At 46.0% G+C, this 18782-nt stretch carries 19 protein-coding genes; 17 read left to right on the top strand and 2 right to left on the bottom strand.

Annotated features, from left to right (window positions below; all coding sequences use genetic code 11):
- The first annotated feature begins 60 nt into the window (after nucleotides 1–60).
- The 17 genes from ACWJJS_RS13030 (at nucleotide 61) to ACWJJS_RS12950 (ending at nucleotide 16909) form a co-directional block, all read left to right on the top strand.
- On the top strand, nucleotides 61–2193 hold the full coding sequence (locus ACWJJS_RS13030; protein ID WP_015387990.1) for an HD family phosphohydrolase: 2133 nt from the start codon (nucleotides 61–63) through the stop codon (nucleotides 2191–2193).
- Nucleotides 2194–2667 (top strand): rRNA maturation RNase YbeY, encoded by a 474-nt coding sequence (gene ybeY, locus ACWJJS_RS13025; RefSeq protein WP_003152973.1) that lies wholly within the window; start codon nucleotides 2194–2196, stop codon nucleotides 2665–2667.
- Nucleotides 2648–3022: a diacylglycerol kinase family protein gene (locus ACWJJS_RS13020; protein ID WP_003152974.1), complete on the top strand. Its 375-nt coding sequence runs from the start codon at nucleotides 2648–2650 to the stop codon at nucleotides 3020–3022. Before ybeY ends, ACWJJS_RS13020 begins: the two co-directional genes overlap by 20 nt.
- A gap of 123 nt (nucleotides 3023–3145) precedes the next feature.
- Entirely contained in the window at nucleotides 3146–3556 is a 411-nt protein-coding gene (locus ACWJJS_RS13015; RefSeq protein ID WP_003152976.1) for a cytidine deaminase, read from the top strand.
- Entirely contained in the window at nucleotides 3537–4442 is a 906-nt protein-coding gene (era, locus tag ACWJJS_RS13010; protein ID WP_007408285.1) for a GTPase Era, read from the top strand. The genes ACWJJS_RS13015 and era overlap by 20 nt, the downstream gene beginning before the upstream one ends.
- Before the next feature lie 155 nt (nucleotides 4443–4597).
- Nucleotides 4598–4741, top strand: coding sequence for a YqzL family protein (locus tag ACWJJS_RS13005; protein ID WP_007408286.1), 144 nt, complete (start codon nucleotides 4598–4600; stop codon nucleotides 4739–4741).
- A 36-nt stretch (nucleotides 4742–4777) separates the two neighbouring features.
- A complete protein-coding gene (gene recO, locus ACWJJS_RS13000) occupies nucleotides 4778–5545 on the top strand; it encodes a DNA repair protein RecO (protein WP_003152982.1) in 768 nt (255 codons plus the stop codon).
- A 301-nt stretch (nucleotides 5546–5846) separates the two neighbouring features.
- Nucleotides 5847–6734, top strand: coding sequence for a glycine--tRNA ligase subunit alpha (gene glyQ, locus ACWJJS_RS12995; RefSeq protein WP_003152984.1), 888 nt, complete (start codon nucleotides 5847–5849; stop codon nucleotides 6732–6734).
- Nucleotides 6727–8766 carry a glycine--tRNA ligase subunit beta gene (gene glyS / locus ACWJJS_RS12990; protein ID WP_229154277.1) on the top strand — a complete coding sequence of 680 codons (2040 nt, stop codon included), beginning with the start codon at nucleotides 6727–6729 and terminating at the stop codon, nucleotides 8764–8766. Before glyQ ends, glyS begins: the two co-directional genes overlap by 8 nt.
- 100 nt (nucleotides 8767–8866) lie before the next feature.
- A complete protein-coding gene (gene ccpN, locus ACWJJS_RS12985) occupies nucleotides 8867–9505 on the top strand; it encodes a transcriptional regulator CcpN (RefSeq protein ID WP_003152989.1) in 639 nt (212 codons plus the stop codon).
- Nucleotides 9506–9530: 25 nt separating this feature from the next.
- Nucleotides 9531–10343 carry a pyruvate, water dikinase regulatory protein gene (locus tag ACWJJS_RS12980; protein ID WP_071181854.1) on the top strand — a complete coding sequence of 271 codons (813 nt, stop codon included), beginning with the start codon at nucleotides 9531–9533 and terminating at the stop codon, nucleotides 10341–10343.
- A gap of 255 nt (nucleotides 10344–10598) precedes the next feature.
- A complete protein-coding gene (locus ACWJJS_RS12975) occupies nucleotides 10599–11105 on the top strand; it encodes a YaiI/YqxD family protein (protein WP_014418404.1) in 507 nt (168 codons plus the stop codon).
- A gap of 21 nt (nucleotides 11106–11126) precedes the next feature.
- Nucleotides 11127–12938: a DNA primase gene (dnaG, locus tag ACWJJS_RS12970; protein WP_454023630.1), complete on the top strand. Its 1812-nt coding sequence runs from the start codon at nucleotides 11127–11129 to the stop codon at nucleotides 12936–12938.
- Between the two features lie 192 nt (nucleotides 12939–13130).
- On the top strand, nucleotides 13131–14252 hold the full coding sequence (gene rpoD / locus ACWJJS_RS12965) for an RNA polymerase sigma factor RpoD (RefSeq protein ID WP_003152998.1): 1122 nt from the start codon (nucleotides 13131–13133) through the stop codon (nucleotides 14250–14252).
- A 350-nt stretch (nucleotides 14253–14602) separates the two neighbouring features.
- Nucleotides 14603–14965 (top strand): cytochrome c550, encoded by a 363-nt coding sequence (gene cccA / locus ACWJJS_RS12960; protein ID WP_003152999.1) that lies wholly within the window; start codon nucleotides 14603–14605, stop codon nucleotides 14963–14965.
- A 125-nt stretch (nucleotides 14966–15090) separates the two neighbouring features.
- Nucleotides 15091–15795: a tRNA (adenine(22)-N(1))-methyltransferase gene (locus ACWJJS_RS12955; RefSeq protein ID WP_038460841.1), complete on the top strand. Its 705-nt coding sequence runs from the start codon at nucleotides 15091–15093 to the stop codon at nucleotides 15793–15795.
- Nucleotides 15788–16909: a Nif3-like dinuclear metal center hexameric protein gene (locus ACWJJS_RS12950; protein ID WP_454023629.1), complete on the top strand. Its 1122-nt coding sequence runs from the start codon at nucleotides 15788–15790 to the stop codon at nucleotides 16907–16909. Before ACWJJS_RS12955 ends, ACWJJS_RS12950 begins: the two co-directional genes overlap by 8 nt.
- A gap of 21 nt (nucleotides 16910–16930) precedes the next feature.
- Here the strand turns inward: ACWJJS_RS12950 and ACWJJS_RS12945 are convergent, their stop codons facing one another.
- Nucleotides 16931–17875, bottom strand: coding sequence for a 4-hydroxy-3-methylbut-2-enyl diphosphate reductase (locus ACWJJS_RS12945; protein ID WP_077722602.1), 945 nt, complete (start codon nucleotides 17873–17875; stop codon nucleotides 16931–16933).
- Between the two features lie 122 nt (nucleotides 17876–17997).
- Nucleotides 17998–18693 carry a VrrA/YqfQ family protein gene (gene vrrA / locus ACWJJS_RS12940; RefSeq protein ID WP_454023628.1) on the bottom strand — a complete coding sequence of 232 codons (696 nt, stop codon included), beginning with the start codon at nucleotides 18691–18693 and terminating at the stop codon, nucleotides 17998–18000.
- Nucleotides 18694–18782 lie beyond the last annotated feature (89 nt).

Genomic DNA, 18782 nt, shown 5'->3' with positions numbered 1-18782 from the left:
CCGTTATCGGGTCATTTTTATATGATGTGTTCCTGATGTTTCAGGGAGGAGGTTCTTGTTTTGAAAAAGAAGGGAAAGGGCAAAAGCGCCCGGGAACGGTTCCGCAGTTTCAGACATGCCCGCTCAGCCCATGTGCTGCTGTACCTGCTGCTTTCAGCGATCATGTTTGGTTTGCTCTTTATTCATGTAAAACCTGAATCACTTAATTTGGATTTGTTTTCAGTCAGTGATAAGACGATTTACGCGCCCGCCACAGTGGAAGATCAGCAGGCGACGGAATCGAAAAAACAGGCGGCCGAAGATGCGGTGGAAGATCAATACACTCTGAAAAAAGGCTATACCGACAACCGGCTTGACCTGATCACTTCCATTTTTGACAGCATCGGCGAAGTGAAAAAAGATGCGGAAAAAGACAAAAAGTCACCTTCGGAAAAATCACTGGTCAAATCGGTGAAAAACAAGCTGACACAGGATGTCAATGAATCCGTCTCGGAAGATGCCATTAAATCGCTTCTCCATGCAAACAATGAAGATTTCTCATTTGTGAGGGATTCCGTCATTACCGCGGTGAATACGGTGATGAGCAGTGAAATTCCTTCTGAAAAGCTTGCCGAAGCGAAGGATAAGGTCGCAAAAGAGCTCAAAAGCGCTTCTGTGCCGTCAAAATATTTAGCGGCTGCGACTGAAATCGGAAAATACGCGGTCATCCCGAATTACGTATTTGATCCGAAAGCGACGGATGAAAAACGCCAGGAAGCGTCAGACAGCGTCCAGCCGGTACAGATCAAACAGGGACAGGTTCTCGTGGAAGAGAATGATCTGATCGACCGGGAAGTATACAGGAAGCTTGAACTGACGGGGCTTTTGAATAATTCCAACCTGTTAAAACCGATCAGCGGTCTGCTTCTGATGATCGGGCTGTTTATTGCCACGCTTGTCTACTATTTTGAGAAACAGCAGCAGGAGCTTAAGCTGAAAAATAAATCTCTTTTGCTGTTTTCTATCATTACAACGCTTATTCTCGTCATTATGGAAGTCGTCAGTCTCTTTCAGAAGATTGAATACACCAATATCGGCTATCTTGTGCCGATCGCCGCCGGCGCGATTTTAATCAGGCTGCTGCTCAATGAAAGGCTCGCCATTTTAGGAAGCATCATTCTGGCGATCTGCGGCAGTATGATGTTTAATCAGGGTGTGACGGGAACATTTAATTACGTCATCGGCATTTACTATTTAATCAGCAGCATTTCAGGCATTCTGTTTTTGGGGAAACACAATGCGAGATCAAAAATATTGCAGGCGGGACTGTTCGTCTCATTTATTAATATGATTATCGTGCTGTCGCTTTTATTAATACAAAATACGGCGCTGTCACCTGTTGAAATCGGAACGCTGATGCTGATGGGGGTCGTCTCGGGACTTGCTTCATCCGTTTTAATTATCGGTCTGATGCCGTTTTTTGAGACGGGATTCGGCATTCTTTCAACGATGAGGCTGATTGAACTGTCTAATCCGAATCATCCCCTGCTTCGAAAGATTTTAACGGAAACACCCGGTACATATCATCACAGCGTCATGGTGGCAAATCTGTCGGAAGCGGCTTGTGAAGCCGTAGGGGCAAACGGTCTTTTGGCACGGGTCGGAGCGTATTATCACGATCTCGGCAAAACGAAACGTCCGCAATATTTTATTGAAAATCAGATGAATATGGATAATCCGCATGACAAGCTGTCTCCGCAGCTCAGCAAAAATATCATTATCGCACATACGACAGACGGTGCGAATATGCTCAGAAGCTATAAGTTTCCGAAAGAGCTTGTGGATATCGCGGAGCAGCATCACGGAACGTCCCTTTTAAAATTCTTTTATTATAAAGCGAAAGAAAAGGGCGACCAGATTACAGAGAAAGAGTTCCGCTACCCGGGGCCGAAGCCGCAATCGAAAGAAGCGGCTATTATCTCAGTGGCCGACAGCGTTGAAGCCGCCGTCCGTTCCATGCATAATCCCAATCCCGAGCGGATCGAAAAACTGGTGCGGGGAATTATATCCGATAAGCTTCAGGACGGACAATTCTCAGAATGTGATCTCACGTTCCGAGAACTGGATACGATCGCCAAAACGCTATGTGCGACTTTAAAAGGAATTTTCCACTCCCGGATTGAATATCCGGAGGCTACGAAGAAGGTGAAATAAATGGGTTTACTCATAGATATTGTTGATGAAACGAACAGCGTCTCAGCTGATGCGCTCCAAGAAGTGGAGAAGCTGCTCCAATTCGCGGCGGAAAAAGAAGGCGTTCAGGATCAGGCTGAAGTATCGGTCACGATTGTGACAAATGAAGAAATCAGAGAAATCAACAGAGACTACCGGGGAAAAGACACTCCGACTGACGTCATTTCATTTGCGCTTGAAGAAGAAGGCGAAGACGAGGTTGAAATCGTAGGCGCCGACATGCCGCCTGTTTTAGGAGATATTATCATCAGCGCAGACAGAACGAAAGAGCAGGCGGAAGAGTACGGCCATTCGTTTATGAGAGAGCTCGGTTTTCTGGCCGTGCACGGCTTTTTGCATTTGCTTGGCTATGATCACATGACAAAAGAAGAAGAGGAAGAAATGTTTTCAAAGCAAAAGGATTTGCTGGATGAGTATGGACTCACGAGATCATAAAAATGAGTGGAGCAGGTTCCTGAAGAGCTTTGTCCATGCATGGAGGGGAATCTGGAAAACGGCGCGGTCAGAGCGGAATTTTCAATTTCATATTACCGCGGCCTGCGCCGTTATCGTTTGCGGTTTTCTCACCGGGCTGAGCACAGCCGAATGGGCCGTTGTTTTGGTGCTGATCGGAGGGATGCTTGCTTTGGAGCTTTTAAATACGGCGATAGAGCATGTTGTGGATTTAGTTACCGATCAGTATCACCCGCTCGCAAAAGCGGCAAAGGACGCGGCCGCCGGAGCCGTTTGCGTCTTTGCCGTGATATCGTGTATCATTGGTTTACTCATCTTCCTGCCGAAGATATGTTAGCAGAAGATTCTTACAATTATTTTACATTGCCAAAAATGGGCGTGAAAAACCGATCATAATTATGTAAAATAAAAGTGACAGCGGTATCATACAGGATAAAGGTAAGAGAGGAATTAAGTACACATGAACAGACAAGAATTGATTGCAGAAGCATTAAAAGCACGGGACACAGCGTATGTACCGTATTCAAATTTCAGAGTGGGAGCCGCTCTTCTTACCAAAGACGGAAAAGTGTACAGAGGCTGCAACATTGAAAATGCGGCATACAGCATGTGCAACTGTGCTGAACGCACGGCGATATTCAAAGCTGTTTCCGAGGGGGATACGGAATTTGCGATGCTCGCCGTGGCTGCGGATACTCCGGGACCGGTTTCGCCGTGCGGAGCCTGCAGACAAGTAATTTCCGAGCTGTGCTCAAAGGATATGCTTGTTATTCTGACCAACTTACAAGGACAAATAAAAGAAATGACTGCGGAAGAATTATTGCCGGGCGCATTTTCATCGGAGGATTTACATGACGAACGAAAGCTTTAAATCAGGATTTGTATCTATCATCGGAAGACCGAACGTAGGAAAGTCTACCTTTTTAAACAGGGTCATCGGTCAAAAGATCGCCATCATGAGCGACAAACCCCAGACGACAAGAAATAAAGTCCAAGGGGTGCTGACAACCGGCACGTCGCAGACCATTTTTATTGATACACCGGGCATTCACAAACCGAAGCACAAGCTTGGCGATTTTATGATGAAAGTGGCGCAGAATACGCTGAAAGAAGTTGACTTGGTGTTATTTATGATTAACGCCGAAGAAGGGTACGGAAAGGGCGACGAGTTTATCATTGAAAAGCTCGGACAGACGTCCACGCCGGTCTTTCTGATCGTAAACAAAATTGATAAGATCCACCCCGACCAGCTGCTTCTTTTAATTGATGAGTACCGTACGCGCTATCCGTTTAAAGAAATCGTGCCGATCTCAGCTTTGGAAGGGAACAACGTTGAAACCCTTCTCGCGCAGATTGAAGCGTATTTACCGGAAGGGCCTCAGTTCTATCCGAGCGATCAGGTGACTGACCATCCCGAGCGGTTCATTATTTCTGAACTGATCAGGGAAAAGGTGCTCCATCTGACAAGGGAAGAAGTGCCGCACAGCATCGCTGTCGCTATCGAGTCCATTAAAGGGCAGGAGAACGGCTCCGTCCATGTCGCCGCCACCATTGTGGTTGAGCGGGATTCTCAAAAAGGCATCGTCATCGGGAAAAAAGGAGCGCTTCTGAAAGAAGTCGGCAAAAGAGCGCGGGCTGATATTGAAGCGCTGCTGGGTTCACGCGTTTACCTCGAATTATGGGTGAAAGTGCAGAAGGACTGGCGGAATAAAATGTCTCAGCTGCGTGATTTCGGCTTCAAAGAGGATGAATATTAATTCATCTGAGGCGCATGCCTGATGTGTGGGATTACCTCACAGAAACAAGGATTCGTTAGCAAAATTTGTTTAACATGAAAAGGAGGACATCAGGTCAAGATAAGGGTAAGAATTTGGATTGGCAAGCTAGTTTAATGATGAAAGGTGGGTTTTTTGTGTTGAATTTTACCTGGAACGTATTTTCTCAAACAGGAAGTGTTGATACGTACCTTCTTTTTAAAGAACTGGAAAAAGAGAACCTGGAAAGACCCGAAGAACCGGAAGATGAGCTAGCCCGAATTGATTTTCCAATTTTGTAAACCTCTTGGCCCCTCCCGTTGTTGGAAGGTGCGGAAATGCTGACTAAATGTGAAGGAATCGTGCTCCGTACGAATGACTACGGGGAGACGAATAAAATCGTGACATTGCTGACGAGGGAACACGGCAAAATCGGCGTCATGGCAAGAGGCGCCAGGAAGTCAGCCAGCCGGCTGTCAGCAGTCAGCCAGCCGTTTTTGTACGGGTCATTTTTAATGCAAAGAACATCCGGACTCGGCACGCTCCAGCAGGGTGAAATGATTCTCAGCATGAGAACGATCAGAGAAGATTTATTTTTGACGGCGTATGCCGCTTTTATCGCTGAACTCACTGACAAAGGAACGGAAGAGAAGAAACCGAACCCCTATTTATTCGAATTGATTCTCGAATCCTTTAAGAGGCTGAATGACGGGACTGACCCGGACGTGATCACATTCATCGTGCAGATGAAAATGCTCGGCGTCATGGGGCTGTATCCGGAGCTGAATCATTGTGTCCACTGCAAAAGCGGGGAAGGGACGTTTCATTTTTCGATAAGAGATAACGGTTTTATCTGCCACCGTTGCTTTGAAAAGGATCCGTACAGAGTTCCGATTTCGCCGCAAACGGCAAGGCTGCTAAGGCTTTTTTATTACTTTGATATCGGAAGGCTCGGCAGCGTCTCGTTAAAACAGGAAACCAAAAACGAAATTAAACAGGTCATTGATCTGTATTACGAGGAATATTCAGGACTTTATTTAAAGTCAAAACGGTTTTTAGACCAGATGGAAAGCATGAAGAACCTTTTGGATGAAAACAAAAGTTGACATTCTGCCCATCTTTTTATATGATCATTTATTATAAAATATGTTGCAGTGACAGAAAGAAGTACTTGCGTCCAACTCATACAAGCGACCTTAGGGCAGTGTAAGCTAAGGATGAGCGCGCAACGAAAGGCATTCTCGAGCAACCCTTTAAAAAGAGGCTGAGTGATTCACATCCTCAGCAACTAGGGTGGAACCGCGGGAGAACTCTCGTCCCTATGTTTGCGGCCGGCAAGCATAGAGACGGGAGTTTTTTGGTTGCCGCCGCACTTGTAAAAGAATGGAGAAAGTGGAGGTGCTTGAAATGAACATTCAAGATATGATTTTAACCTTGCAGAAGCACTGGTCGAATGAAGGCTGTGTGCTCATGCAGTCGTATGATGTGGAGAAAGGCGCAGGCACAATGAGTCCGTATACATTTTTACGAAGCATCGGGCCGGAGCCGTGGAGAGTGGCTTACGTTGAGCCGTCCAGACGGCCTGCGGACGGACGGTACGGTGAAAACCCGAACAGGCTCTATCAGCATCACCAATTCCAAGTCATTATCAAGCCGTCGCCTGATAACATTCAAGAGCTTTACCTTGATTCATTGCGTGCGCTCGGCATTGACCCGCTTGAACATGATATCCGTTTCGTAGAAGACAACTGGGAAAACCCGTCTTTAGGCTGTGCAGGTCTCGGCTGGGAAGTATGGCTTGACGGGATGGAAATTACTCAGTTTACATACTTCCAGCAGGTGGGCGGAATTGAATGTAAACCGGTGTCCGTTGAGATCACATATGGTATTGAACGTCTCGCGTCATATATTCAGGATAAAGAAAACGTCTTTGATCTTGAATGGACGTCAGGATTTACTGTGAAAGATTTATTTATGATGGCTGAATATGAGCATTCCGTTTATACTTTTGAAACATCTGACGTGGATATGCTTTTCCATTTGTTCAGCACCTATGAAAAAGAAGCGATCAGACAAATGGATAACGGGCTTGTGCATCCGGCCTATGATTATGTGCTGAAATGCTCTCACACATTTAATCTGCTTGATGCAAAAGGCGCGATCTCGGTGACAGAGCGGACGGGTTATATCGGCCGTGTCCGCAACTTAGCGAGAAAAGTGGCAAAAACGTATTATGAAGAACGGGAAAAATTAGGGTTCCCAATGCTTAAAGAGGAGGGCTCTTCCCATGAGTAAACAAGACTTGCTTTTAGAGATCGGACTCGAGGAAATGCCGGCGCGGTTTTTACATGACAGCATGGTGCAGCTCGGTGAAAAGCTGACCGGCTGGCTTGCTGAAAAAAATATCGCCCACGGCGAAGTGAAACTTTTTAATACGCCGAGACGTCTGGCAGTATATATAAAAGACGTAGCAGAAAAACAGGCTGATATTCAGGAAGAAGCAAAAGGCCCTGCGAAAAAAATCGCTCTGGATGCTGACGGAAACTGGACAAAAGCCGCTATCGGATTTTCAAAAGGCCAAGGCGCCGGAGTGGATGACCTGTATATAAAAGATGTAAACGGCACGGAATATGTCTTCGTTCAAAAATTCCAGGCGGGACAAGAGACGAAGACACTTTTACCGCAGCTGGAAAATTTGATTGCCGGAATGCATTTTCCGAAAAACATGCGCTGGGGCACGCAGGATCTGCGTTATATCCGTCCGATCAAATGGATTGCCGCCCTCTTTGGAAAAGATGTCATTCCGTTTGAAATCACAAATGTCGAGACGGGCCGGAACACGCAGGGACACCGCTTTCTCGGCCAAGAAGTATCTGTTGATGTGCCGTCATCATACGAAAAGTTGCTGAAAGAACAAAGCGTCATTGCTGACCCGAAAGAACGCAAACAAATGATCCAAAGCCAGCTGGATGCGCTTGCGGCCAAGAAAAAATGGAATATTCCGGTCGATGAGGATCTGCTGAACGAAGTCAACCATCTGGTGGAATATCCGACGGCGCTTTACGGATCTTTTGAATCCGAGTTTCTTTCTATCCCTGAAGAAGTGCTCGTGACAACAATGAAAGAGCATCAGCGCTACTTCCCGGTAAAAGATGAAAACGGGAATCTGCTTCCTCATTTTATTACGGTGCGAAACGGGAACAGCCATGCAATTGAAAATGTTGCCCGCGGAAACGAGAAAGTGCTGAGAGCAAGGCTTTCAGATGCTGCGTTCTTCTACAAAGAAGACCAAAAGCTGAACATTGATGAGAACGTGAAGAAACTGGAAAATATCGTTTTCCATGAAGAGCTCGGCTCCCTCGGGGATAAAGTGAGAAGAGCGGTCACCATTGCGGGCAAACTTGCCGTCCGCCTGAAAGCGGATGAACAGACGCAAAAACTTGTGAAGCGCGCCGCAGAGATTTCTAAATTTGACCTGGTTACACATATGATCTATGAGTTCCCTGAGCTTCAAGGCGTGATGGGAGAAAAATATGCGCGCATGCTCGGTGAAGATGAAGCCGTCGCTGCCGCTGTCAATGAGCACTATATGCCGAGAGCGGCCGGGGGAGAAGTGCCTTCAACCTTTACCGGCGCGGTCGTGGCGTTAGCTGATAAACTGGACACGATTGCTTCCTTCTTCAGCATTGACGTAATTCCGACAGGTTCTCAGGATCCGTACGGATTGCGCCGTCAGGCAAGCGGCATTGTTTCCATTCTGATCGACCGCAACTGGGGCATTTCTTTTAAAGAACTGCTGTCGTTGACAGAAACGGAAAAAGAAAATGAGCTCCTTGATTTCTTTACACAGCGTCTGAAATACGTCTTAAACGCTGAAGACATCCGTCATGACGTTATTGAAGCCGTTCTGGACAGCACAGAACTTGAGCCGTATGCAGCCGTTCATAAGGCAAGAGTGCTTGAGAAGCACCTCGGCACACCCGGCTTTAAAGAAACGGCTGAATCACTCGGCCGGGTTATCTCCATCAGTAAAAAAGGCGAGAGCCGCGATATCAAGCCGGATCTGTTTGAAAATGAACAGGAGAAAAAGCTGTTTGACGCTTATGAAAAAACAAAAGACAGTGTCGCGGAAAGCTTTGCCTCCAAAAACTATGAACAGGCGCTTGCCGTGCTCAGCGGATTAAAAGAGCCGATCGAAGATTACTTTAATCACACGATGGTAAATGCGGACGATGAAGCATTAAAAACCAACCGTTTAGCGCAAATGACCGCTCTTGCAGATGTAATCAAGTCTTTTGCTAATATGAATCATCTTATTGTAAAATAAAGAAAAAGACGGTTGCTGTGTGATCGGCAATCGTCTTTTCCCCTTTTACATAAACATCACAGAATGAAAACATAGATAAAGAAACCCTTCCATAAAGGTGGTGAGTACGATCGAATTAAATAAACGGCAAGAACAAATTTTACAGATTGTAAAGGAAAACGGCCCGATTACCGGAGAGCATATCGCAGAACAGCTCAATTTAACGAGGGCCACGCTGCGGCCGGACTTGGCCATACTCACCATGTCAGGCTTCTTAGAGGCCCGTCCGCGGGTCGGTTATTTTTATACGGGGAAAACGGGAAATCAGCTGCTTGCGGATAAATTGAAAAAGCTGCAAGTGAAAGATTTTCAATCGATCCCTGTTGTCATCAATGAAAATGTCTCGGTATACGATGCCATCTGCACCATGTTTTTAGAAGATGTCGGCACGTTATTTGTCGTAGATCGTGATGCTGTCTTAGTCGGTGTGCTGTCACGCAAAGATTTGCTGCGGGCGAGCATCGGCCAGCAGGAACTTGCCTCAATACCGGTTCATATTATCATGACAAGAATGCCGAATATCGCCGTCTGCCGGCGTGATGATTATGTGATGGACATCGCCAAGTATTTAATTGAGAAACAGATCGATGCCCTGCCCGTTATTAAAGATACGGATAAAGGCTTTGAGGTCATCGGCCGGTTTACCAAAACGAATATGACTAAGATACTTGTCAGTTTATCAGAAAATGAAATCATATAAGCTTGAAAACTAACGGGGGGATAACATGGACAATCGCATCATTTATGTAGTATCAGACTCAGTCGGAGAAACCGCCGAACTCGTTGTAAAAGCCTCGCTCAGCCAGTTTAACGGCTCAGCCGATGATACGCATATCAGAAGAATACCTTATGTGGAAGATATCGGCACCATTAATGAAGTCGTGTCTCTCGCCAAAGCGGACGGCGGCATTATTTGTTTTACGCTCGTTGTTCCTGAAATGCGCAAATACCTGGTTGAACAAGCGGAAAAAGCGAATGTGCTGTATTACGATATTATCGGTCCGCTCATCGATAAAATGGAATCGGCTTACGGTCTGACCGCCAAATATGAACCGGGCCGCGTCCGCCAGCTTGATGAAGATTATTTCAAAAAGGTCGAGGCGATCGAGTTTGCCGTCAAATATGACGATGGCAGGGATCCAAGAGGCATTTTAAAAGCCGATATCATCCTGCTCGGAGTATCCAGAACGTCTAAAACCCCATTATCACAATATCTTGCCCATAAGCGTCTGAAAGTGGCCAATGTGCCGATCGTTCCTGAGGTCGATCCGCCGGAAGAACTGTTCAGCGTTGATCCGAAAAAATGCATCGGCTTAAAAATCAGCCCTGATAAACTGAACCATATACGTAAAGAACGGTTAAAATCTCTCGGCTTAAATGACAAAGCCATTTACGCCAATATCAACAGAATTAAAGAAGAGCTGGAGTATTTTGAGAAAATCGTGAACCGGATCGGCTGCCAAGTCGTTGACGTTTCGAATAAAGCGGTCGAAGAAACAGCGAACATCATTCATCATCTCAAAACAAAGGGCCGATAACTCAGGACGCTTTATCCTGGGTTTTTGGGTATGCAAATAGGGAATAAACAAAAAGGATGGCATCTTCGCGAAGTTTGTATTATAATAAAAAATTGTGATAAAATGTTTATTTTTAGGTTTAAGCTTCGTGTGATACGAATAAACTATTATGGGTAAGATGTCAAGAATAACTCCCGGAAATTTTTCGACAAAGCTCAAAATAGATCCGCAGTCATGGAGCATATGCGATTTCGCTTGTTTTTATGCAGGAGATTGATGGAGGGATGGAGAATTAGTCTTCTAAATGAAAAAGAAAAGACGATTTTTGTCGATGCAGACGCATGCCCCGTAAAAGAGGAAATAATGCTCATTGCATCGCAATTCAGCGTTCGGGTTATTTTCGTCGCATCATTTGAACACTACCAGCTTTCCAGAAGCAAAGACGAGAACTGGGTATACGTTGATCCTCATAAAGAAGCGGCAGATTTATATATCGCAAACCATGTGAGATCGGGAGACGTCGTAGTCACGCAGGATATCGGTTTAGCATCTCTTTTGCTGAACAGAAATATTGCCGTCTTATCGGAAAGGGGCCGTTCTTATACTGAAGACACGATTGACTTCGCTCTGATGAGCCGTCATATGTCAGGCAAAATGAGAAGAAGCGGCATTCATTCCAAAGGACCTAAAAAATTAAATAAAGAAGATCGGAATCGATTTGTTACCCTGCTTAAAAAAATCCTGTCGAATGATGAAGGGATTTCAAATCAAAACATCGAATAATGTACGACGGAGTGTTATAAGATGGGAAACCGCATACCAGATGAAGTAGTTAATCAGGTGCAGCAGTCAGCAGACATTGTTGAAGTCATAGGTGATTATGTCCAATTGAAAAAGCAAGGCCGCAACTACTTTGGGCTCTGTCCGTTTCACGGGGAAAACACGCCCTCGTTTTCCGTCTCCAGCGATAAGCAGATCTTTCATTGCTTCGGATGCGGAGCGGGCGGGAACGTTTTCTCTTTCTTACGGCAGATGGAAGGCTATTCATTTACGGAAGCTGTTTCTCACCTTGCGGATAAATATCAGATTGATTTCCCTGATGATATAACGATTCACTCTGCATCCAGGCCTGAATCTTCCGGAGAGCAGAAGATGGCGGAAGCCCACGAGCTTCTGAAGAAATTTTACCATCATTTGCTAATAAATACAAAGGAAGGCCAGGAAGCGTTAGATTACCTTTTATCAAGGGGTTTTACGAAAGAGCTCATAGATGAGTTTGAAATCGGCTACGCGCTGGATTCCTGGGATTTCATGACGAAATTCTTGAAAAAGCGCGGTTTTGAGGAAGAAATGATGGAAAAAGCGGGTCTGCTGATCAGAAGGGAAGACGGCAGCGGGTATTTTGACCGTTTCAGAAACAGAATTATGTTTCCCATTCATGATCACCACGGAGCCGTGGCGGCTTTTTCAGGAAGGGCGCTCGGAAGCCAGCAGCCGAAGTATATGAACAGCCCGGAAACGCCGCTGTTTCATAAATCTAAGCTGCTGTATAACTTTCATAAGGCGCGCCTGCCGATCAGGAAAGAGGAGAGAGCCGTTCTGTTTGAAGGCTTCGCTGACGTCATATCCGCCGTCAGCTCAGGCGTAAAAGAAAGTATCGCCACAATGGGGACGTCGCTCACCGAAGAGCATGTGAAAATCCTCAGAAGAAATGTTCAGGAGGTCATTCTCTGCTACGATTCGGATAAAGCCGGGTACGAAGCTACGCTGAAAGCGGCCGGCCTGCTCCAGAAAGCTGATTGTAAGGTAAGAGTAAGCATGCTGCCTGACGGGCTTGATCCTGATGATTATATCAGAACCCGGGGCGGAGAAAAATTCCGGACCGATATCATTGATGCAAGCGTTACGGTCATGGCTTTTAAAATGCAATATTTCCGCAAAGGGAAAAACTTATCTGACGAAGGAGACCGGCTCGCTTACATGAAAGAAGTGCTGAAAGAAATCAGCGCTCTTTCCGGGTCGCTTGAGCAGGAAATGTATGTGAAGCAGCTCGCCTCTGAATTTTCTCTTTCGGTAGAATCTTTGACGGAACAGCTTTCCATCTATGCCAGACAAAACGCCCCCGGCGACAAAAACGCCGAACCGCAGACAAGACGGGCCCGGGTGAAGACAAAAGCGAAACGGCGCCGTCTCCGTCCCGCCTATGAGAACGCGGAAAGACTTCTGCTCGCTCATATGCTGAGAGACCGAAACGTCATAAAGAAAGTGATTGAGCGTGTCGGCTTTGAATTTAACATTGACGGACATCGTGCGCTGGCAGCATACCTGTACGCTGTTTATGAAGAGGGTGCTGACATGACGCCGCAGCATCTTATGGCGAGAATGCAGGATGAGGAAATCAGCCAGCTGCTTTCAGATATAGGGATGCTCCAAGTAAACGAGGAGCTCTCAGAGGCCGAGTTATCCGATTACGTAAAAAAAGTGTTGGATCACCGAAAATGGTCAATGATAAAGGAAAAAGAAGCAGAAAGAGCGGATGCGGAGAGGCAGAAAGACTTCGTGAAAGCTGCGTCTCTGGCTCAAGAAATTGTTGCATTGAACCGATCATTAAAGTAACACCAAAAAGAGGCTTGCGTTCTGATTGGCAATGATTCCTTGCGGAGGAGCAAATAGATCGCTTAACCTCATCATGAATTGTCATTTATTATCCGCAGCCCTGCATGCTGAAAAAGAGAGAAGGCTTCCGGGGCGGATAAGAAACATACCGCTTTTAGAATTCGTTGCAAGCTTTGGAAGGAGGGATCCATAATGGCTGATAAACAAACCCACGAAACAGAAACAGAACTTACATTAGACCAGGTAAAAGAGCAGCTTACTGAAACTGGAAAAAAACGTGGCGTTTTAACATATGAAGAAATTGCTGAACGCATGTCCAGCTTTGAAATTGAATCAGACCAAATGGATGAGTATTATGAATTTTTAGGAGAACAAGGTGTTGAATTAATTAGTGAAAATGAAGAAACGGAAGATCCTAATATTCAACAGCTTGCCAAAGCCGAAGAAGAATTTGACCTTAATGACCTCAGCGTACCGCCTGGCGTAAAGATCAATGATCCAGTCCGCATGTACCTTAAGGAAATCGGACGGGTAAATCTTCTTTCTGCTAAAGAAGAAATCACCTACGCTCAAAAAATTGAAGAGGGTGACGAGGAATCTAAACGCAGACTGGCTGAAGCAAACCTTCGTTTAGTTGTCAGCATTGCTAAACGGTATGTCGGCCGCGGCATGCTTTTCTTAGACTTGATCCAAGAAGGAAACATGGGTCTCATGAAAGCCGTCGAGAAGTTTGACTACCGTAAAGGATATAAATTCAGTACGTATGCGACTTGGTGGATCAGACAGGCGATTACACGCGCCATCGCTGACCAGGCGAGAACAATCCGTATCCCGGTTCATATGGTGGAAACCATCAACAAATTAATCCGGGTGCAGCGTCAGCTTCTTCAGGATCTTGGCAGAGAGCCCACACCGGAAGAGATTGCTGAAGACATGGATCTTACGCCTGAAAAAGTCCGTGAAATATTAAAAATTGCTCAAGAGCCAGTTTCTTTAGAAACACCGATCGGTGAAGAAGACGATTCACATCTCGGTGATTTTATCGAAGACCAGGAAGCGACATCTCCGTCGGATCATGCGGCATATGAGCTATTAAAAGAACAGCTGGAAGATGTGCTGGATACGTTGACAGATCGTGAAGAAAACGTGCTGCGTCTCCGTTTCGGTCTGGATGACGGACGCACAAGAACTTTGGAAGAAGTCGGCAAAGTGTTTGGAGTAACGAGAGAGCGTATTCGCCAAATTGAAGCAAAAGCGCTTCGCAAATTGAGACATCCGAGCAGAAGCAAACGTCTGAAGGATTTTCTCGAATAGAATGGAACGGGTCTTTTTGATCCGTTCTTTTTTGTGTATAAGATATATGGATAATATACCTTTATTTTACTGGATAAGCATATGTTTTGCAAATGAGTTCGGAAAAAATGCGGCATGTCCTGGGAGGGGGAAAATGAGATAAGTTTATTTATATTCTTTATTGTAAGCGTATACAATTCATTATACAATAGAATAAAGATAATTTTGTGATAAACAAAACAGTTATTTTTGCTTTTTGTATAAATTGTGAAATCAATGAAATTGCTGAGCAAGACCATTTACTTTTTGTAAAAATAAGTTAGAATTAGAAGTGTTTACATAGGGGGAGAATGAAAAAGGGGGATGGAGATATGAAGTGGAATCCGCTGATTCCTTTTTTGCTCATTGCAGTGCTGGGAATAGGGCTGACTTTCTTTTTAGCTGTAAAAGGCAATGGAGATGCGCATCAGATCGCAAGCGGCGGTGAAAGCAAAAATGCCGAGAAGGAAACTGCAAACGCTTCACCTGAAGAGATTTATAAAGCGAACTGCATCACCTGTCACGGAGAAAACTATGAAGGTGTGTCAGGGCCGAACTTAAAAGGCGTCGGCAAAAGAAAAGATGTCGCTGAGATTAAAACAAAAATTGAAAAAGGCGGCAACGGGATGCCCGCGGGCCTTGTGCCGGCCGAAAAGCTGGATGACATGGCAAAATGGGTTTCTGACATTAAATAAAGCTTTACCGGTCCCTATATAAAAGACATATGAAAAACTCTATCCGCCGCTTGGATTCCGGGCGGTTTTTTTATATGATAGTAAAGGAAAAAGAACCTGAGAAAAGTTGTGATATTGTGAATGAAATGAAGTTATCTAAAAGATTGCAGTCTGTGGCGGAATATATCCCTCCGGGTGCCCTGGTTGCTGATATCGGGTCAGACCACGCGTATCTTCCTTGCTATGCAGTTTTGAATCATTTGGCAAGCCGGGCAATCGCCGGTGAAATTACAGACGGGCCGTATCTATCCGCCAAACAGCAGGTGGAAAAACTGGACTTAAGCACTCTTATCTCCGTAAGGAAAGGTGACGGGCTGAGCGTCCTTGAAAAAGGAGAAGCCGGCGCCATTACAATCGCTGGCATGGGCGGAGCACTGATCGCTCATATTTTGGAATCGGGGAAAACGAAATTGACGGGGCGTGAACGGCTGATTCTGCAGCCGAATATTCATGCCGTTCATATAAGAGAGTGGCTGTATCAGGAAGGCTATGAACTGCTTGATGAAGTGATTCTCGAAGAAGACGGAAAGTGTTATGAAATCCTCGTTGCGGAAACTGGCGACCGTGATGCGCCTTATCGGGACGTGCCGATGGCTGCCGGAATGCTTGCGGGTCCGTTTTTGTTAAAAGAGAGGAATGAAGTGTTTCTTCGGAAATGGAGCCAGGAACTTAAGCATACTGAACAAATTTATGAACAGATCAGCCGCAGCGCAAAGCATGAAAATCATGAAAAATTAGCTGAATTGAAAGAGCGGATTTCTCTGCTGAAGGAGGTAATCGGACATGCCTAAACATGTGAACGGACAGGAAATCATCCAGCTGTTTGAACAATTTTCACCGAAGGCTTATGCGGTGGAAGGAGATAAAATCGGACTGCAGATCGGTACATTGAATAAGCCGGTGAAAAATGTCATGGTGACACTGGATGTTTTGGAACAAACGGTAGATGAAGCCATTGAGAAAAAAGTTGACTTAATTATCGCCCACCATCCGCCGATTTTTCGGCCGCTTAAACAGATCACCACTGATCAGCCGGGCGGAAGACTGATTGAGAAATGTATAAAGCATGATATTGCCGTATATGCGGCTCATACGAATCTTGATGTAGCGGACGGCGGTGTTAACGATCTGCTTGCCGAAGCTCTCGGCCTGACAGACACAGAAGTGCTCGTCCCGACATATTCGGACCCGATGAAAAAACTTGCCGTATATGTTCCGAAAGACTATGAAGAAGCTGTAAGAACCGCACTCGGCAACGCCGGAGCGGGACATATCGGCAATTACAGCCATTGCGCGTTCTCTTCTGAGGGAATCGGGAGCTTTAAGCCGCTGGACGGGGCAGACCCGTTTATCGGACAGACGGGAGAGCTGGAACTCGTCCATGAAGTGAGACTTGAGACCGTTTTTCCGGCAAGTATGGAGAAAACCATCGTAAAAGCGCTGAAAAAAAGCCATCCGTATGAAGAGGTGGCGTATGATATTTATCCGGTGGAGCAGTCTCCGCTTGAAAAAGGCCTCGGCCGGATCGGAAAACTTCAGCAGGACATGACGCTTGAAGAGTTTGCTCTGTTTGTGAAAGAAAAGTTTGACGTTAACGGAGTCCGGATGGTCGGAGAGCGAAACAGCAAGGTGAAAAAAGTCGCGGTTCTTGGCGGGGACGGAAATAAATATATTTATCAGGCAAAGCGGAAAGGTGCAGATGTTTACGTGACGGGCGACCTTTATTTTCATGTAGCGCATGATGCGATGATGATGGGATTAAACGTCGTGGACCCGGGGCATTATGCTGAAAAGATCATGAGAAAAGGCACGGCTGAGAAGCTTACGGCAATGGCCGGAGAGAAAAACTATGACGTGCGCATTTTCGCTTCCGAAACAGATACAAACCCATTTACCTTCTTATAAAAAAAACTGAGGCCCCGGGCCTCAGTTTTTTATTTTTACTTTCGGAAGGATTTTTTTGAGCGGCACACTGTGTTCAAGCTGCCATGTCGATTCATCGTTGTGGTCAAACTGCTCTAAAAAGCGGATGACTTCCTTTGTAATCGGTGTCGGTGTTGATGCGCCCGCGGTAACGGCGACGGTATTGACGCCTTTCAGCCATTCGAGCTTCAGTTCACTGATGTCTCCGATTCGGTAGGCTTTTGTTCCGGCGATTTCTTCTGACACTTGAGCCAGCCTGTTGGAGTTATTGCTTTTCGGATCGCCGACAACAATGGTTAAGTCCGCTTTTTTTGCCTGCTCCGATACAGCCTCTTGACGAACCTGTGTGGCCAGGCAGATTTCCTGGTGGTATTCCACGTGCGGGTACTTTTCTTTGACTGATTCCATAATATCGTGGACGTCCCACTGGGACATTGTCGTTTGGTTTGTAACGATTAATTTCTCAGCCTGAATATCGAGATTTCTCACGTCTTCTTCTGTTTCAACGAGATGAACGATTTCAGGAGCGACGCCGACGGCTCCTTCAGGCTCGGGGTGGCCTTTTTTGCCGATGTATATGACGTGATAGCCTTCAGCTTTTACTTTTCGGATTAAGTCATGTGTTTTCGTGACGTCCGGGCATGTGGCGTCAATCGTAACAAGCCCTTTTTCCTCAGCGGCTTTTCTTACTTCCGGAGATACCCCGTGAGCCGTGAAAATAACGGTTCCTTTTTCCACCTTCTTTAAAATCTCCAGACGGTTTGTGCCGTCAAGCGTGTAAATGCCGTCTTCCTCAAACGCATCTGTGACATGCTTATTATGAACAATCATTCCGAGTATATATATAGGTCTTGGCAGTGTTTTATCGAGTGACGCGTTTTTGGCTATGACCATGGCATCAACAACGCCGTAACAGTAGCCGCGCGGCGATATTTTGATAACGTCCAATGTAGATGTCCTCCTATCAAAAGTGAGTGTAGAGGCAATATAAAAAGCCGTAGTTAAACGGCTCAAATCTTGCATTCTTCTGATCTCATTATAGCTAATCTTTCGTGAGATATCAAAGAATGTTAAATATATAATTTCGGCTTTGATCTGCCCGATGTTCTTTTTGGACGCGGCTGTTCCGCTGATTCTGCCTGTGCGGCGTCTTTTTCTTTTGAAGCGGATGCTTTTTCAGACGTCTTCTTTGATGTGTTGGATGAGGCGTCTGATTTGTTTTCAGCTTCTGTTTCATCTGTTTTTTCAGCTTCATCCTTTTTGTTCTGTTCGTCTGTTTCTTTTGTCTCGTCAGATTCATTCTCATCATCGCTGCTGCTTAATTGGCTGTAAAGCTTCATCATGGCGGGCAGACTCCGTACTAAAGGACCGTACTGCTGGATCATCGGCGTAACCTGCTGCGCCACGCCGAGCACCTTCTGAACGTTGCCGAGCATGCTCGACAGGGATGCCGGACTTGCCAGGTTCTGTATTCCCTGCAGTCCTGCACCTGCTCCTCCGCTGGCCGCCGCCGGTGCCGACGCGGCAGCGCTTCCTCCTCCTGAACCGGGTAAAAAACGGGAAAGCATCCCTTTTAAGCCCCCTCCGCCGCCCGTGCCTGCGTTTCTCAGGCCCGCTCCGGCAATCTGCTGCTGAGGGAAAAGCTGCCGGCCCTGCTGCATCAGCTGCCGGCCCGGCAATGACGGTCTTCCTCCCATCATCATACGCGGATTCATCAACGGCCGGCCCTGTTGCGCCATATTTCTCATCGGCTGCTGTGGAAACATACTTGTACCTCCTTTCTGTCTCTCTGCTATTACAATATGCATCGGAGGGGGCATTTGCTTTTCTGTCTCGAAAACAGGATTCCCCCAAG

The sequence above is a fragment of the Bacillus sp. JK106 genome, assembly GCF_053663355.1.
Note: the sequence above shows the minus strand (reverse complement) of the source record. Positions and strands in the feature narration are given on the sequence as shown.

Bases quoted from the DNA above. Each gene is read 5' to 3' on its own strand.
- ACWJJS_RS12950 (WP_454023629.1), top strand. From the start codon at position 15,788: ATGCCTAAACATGTGAACGGACAGGAAATCATCCAGCTGTTTGAACAA.
- ACWJJS_RS12980 (WP_071181854.1), top strand. From the start codon at position 9,531: ATGGACAATCGCATCATTTATGTAGTATCAGACTCAGTCGGAGAAACC.
- ACWJJS_RS13015 (WP_003152976.1), top strand. From the start codon at position 3,146: ATGAACAGACAAGAATTGATTGCAGAAGCATTAAAAGCACGGGACACA.
- vrrA (WP_454023628.1), bottom strand. From the start codon at position 18,693: ATGTTTCCACAGCAGCCGATGAGAAATATGGCGCAACAGGGCCGGCCG.
- glyQ (WP_003152984.1), top strand. From the start codon at position 5,847: ATGAACATTCAAGATATGATTTTAACCTTGCAGAAGCACTGGTCGAAT.
- rpoD (WP_003152998.1), top strand. From the start codon at position 13,131: ATGGCTGATAAACAAACCCACGAAACAGAAACAGAACTTACATTAGAC.
- dnaG (WP_454023630.1), top strand. From the start codon at position 11,127: ATGGGAAACCGCATACCAGATGAAGTAGTTAATCAGGTGCAGCAGTCA.
- ybeY (WP_003152973.1), top strand. From the start codon at position 2,194: ATGGGTTTACTCATAGATATTGTTGATGAAACGAACAGCGTCTCAGCT.
- ACWJJS_RS12975 (WP_014418404.1), top strand. From the start codon at position 10,599: ATGGAGGGATGGAGAATTAGTCTTCTAAATGAAAAAGAAAAGACGATT.
- recO (WP_003152982.1), top strand. From the start codon at position 4,778: ATGCTGACTAAATGTGAAGGAATCGTGCTCCGTACGAATGACTACGGG.
- ACWJJS_RS12955 (WP_038460841.1), top strand. From the start codon at position 15,091: ATGAAGTTATCTAAAAGATTGCAGTCTGTGGCGGAATATATCCCTCCG.
- cccA (WP_003152999.1), top strand. From the start codon at position 14,603: ATGAAGTGGAATCCGCTGATTCCTTTTTTGCTCATTGCAGTGCTGGGA.
- glyS (WP_229154277.1), top strand. From the start codon at position 6,727: ATGAGTAAACAAGACTTGCTTTTAGAGATCGGACTCGAGGAAATGCCG.
- era (WP_007408285.1), top strand. From the start codon at position 3,537: ATGACGAACGAAAGCTTTAAATCAGGATTTGTATCTATCATCGGAAGA.
- ACWJJS_RS13020 (WP_003152974.1), top strand. From the start codon at position 2,648: ATGGACTCACGAGATCATAAAAATGAGTGGAGCAGGTTCCTGAAGAGC.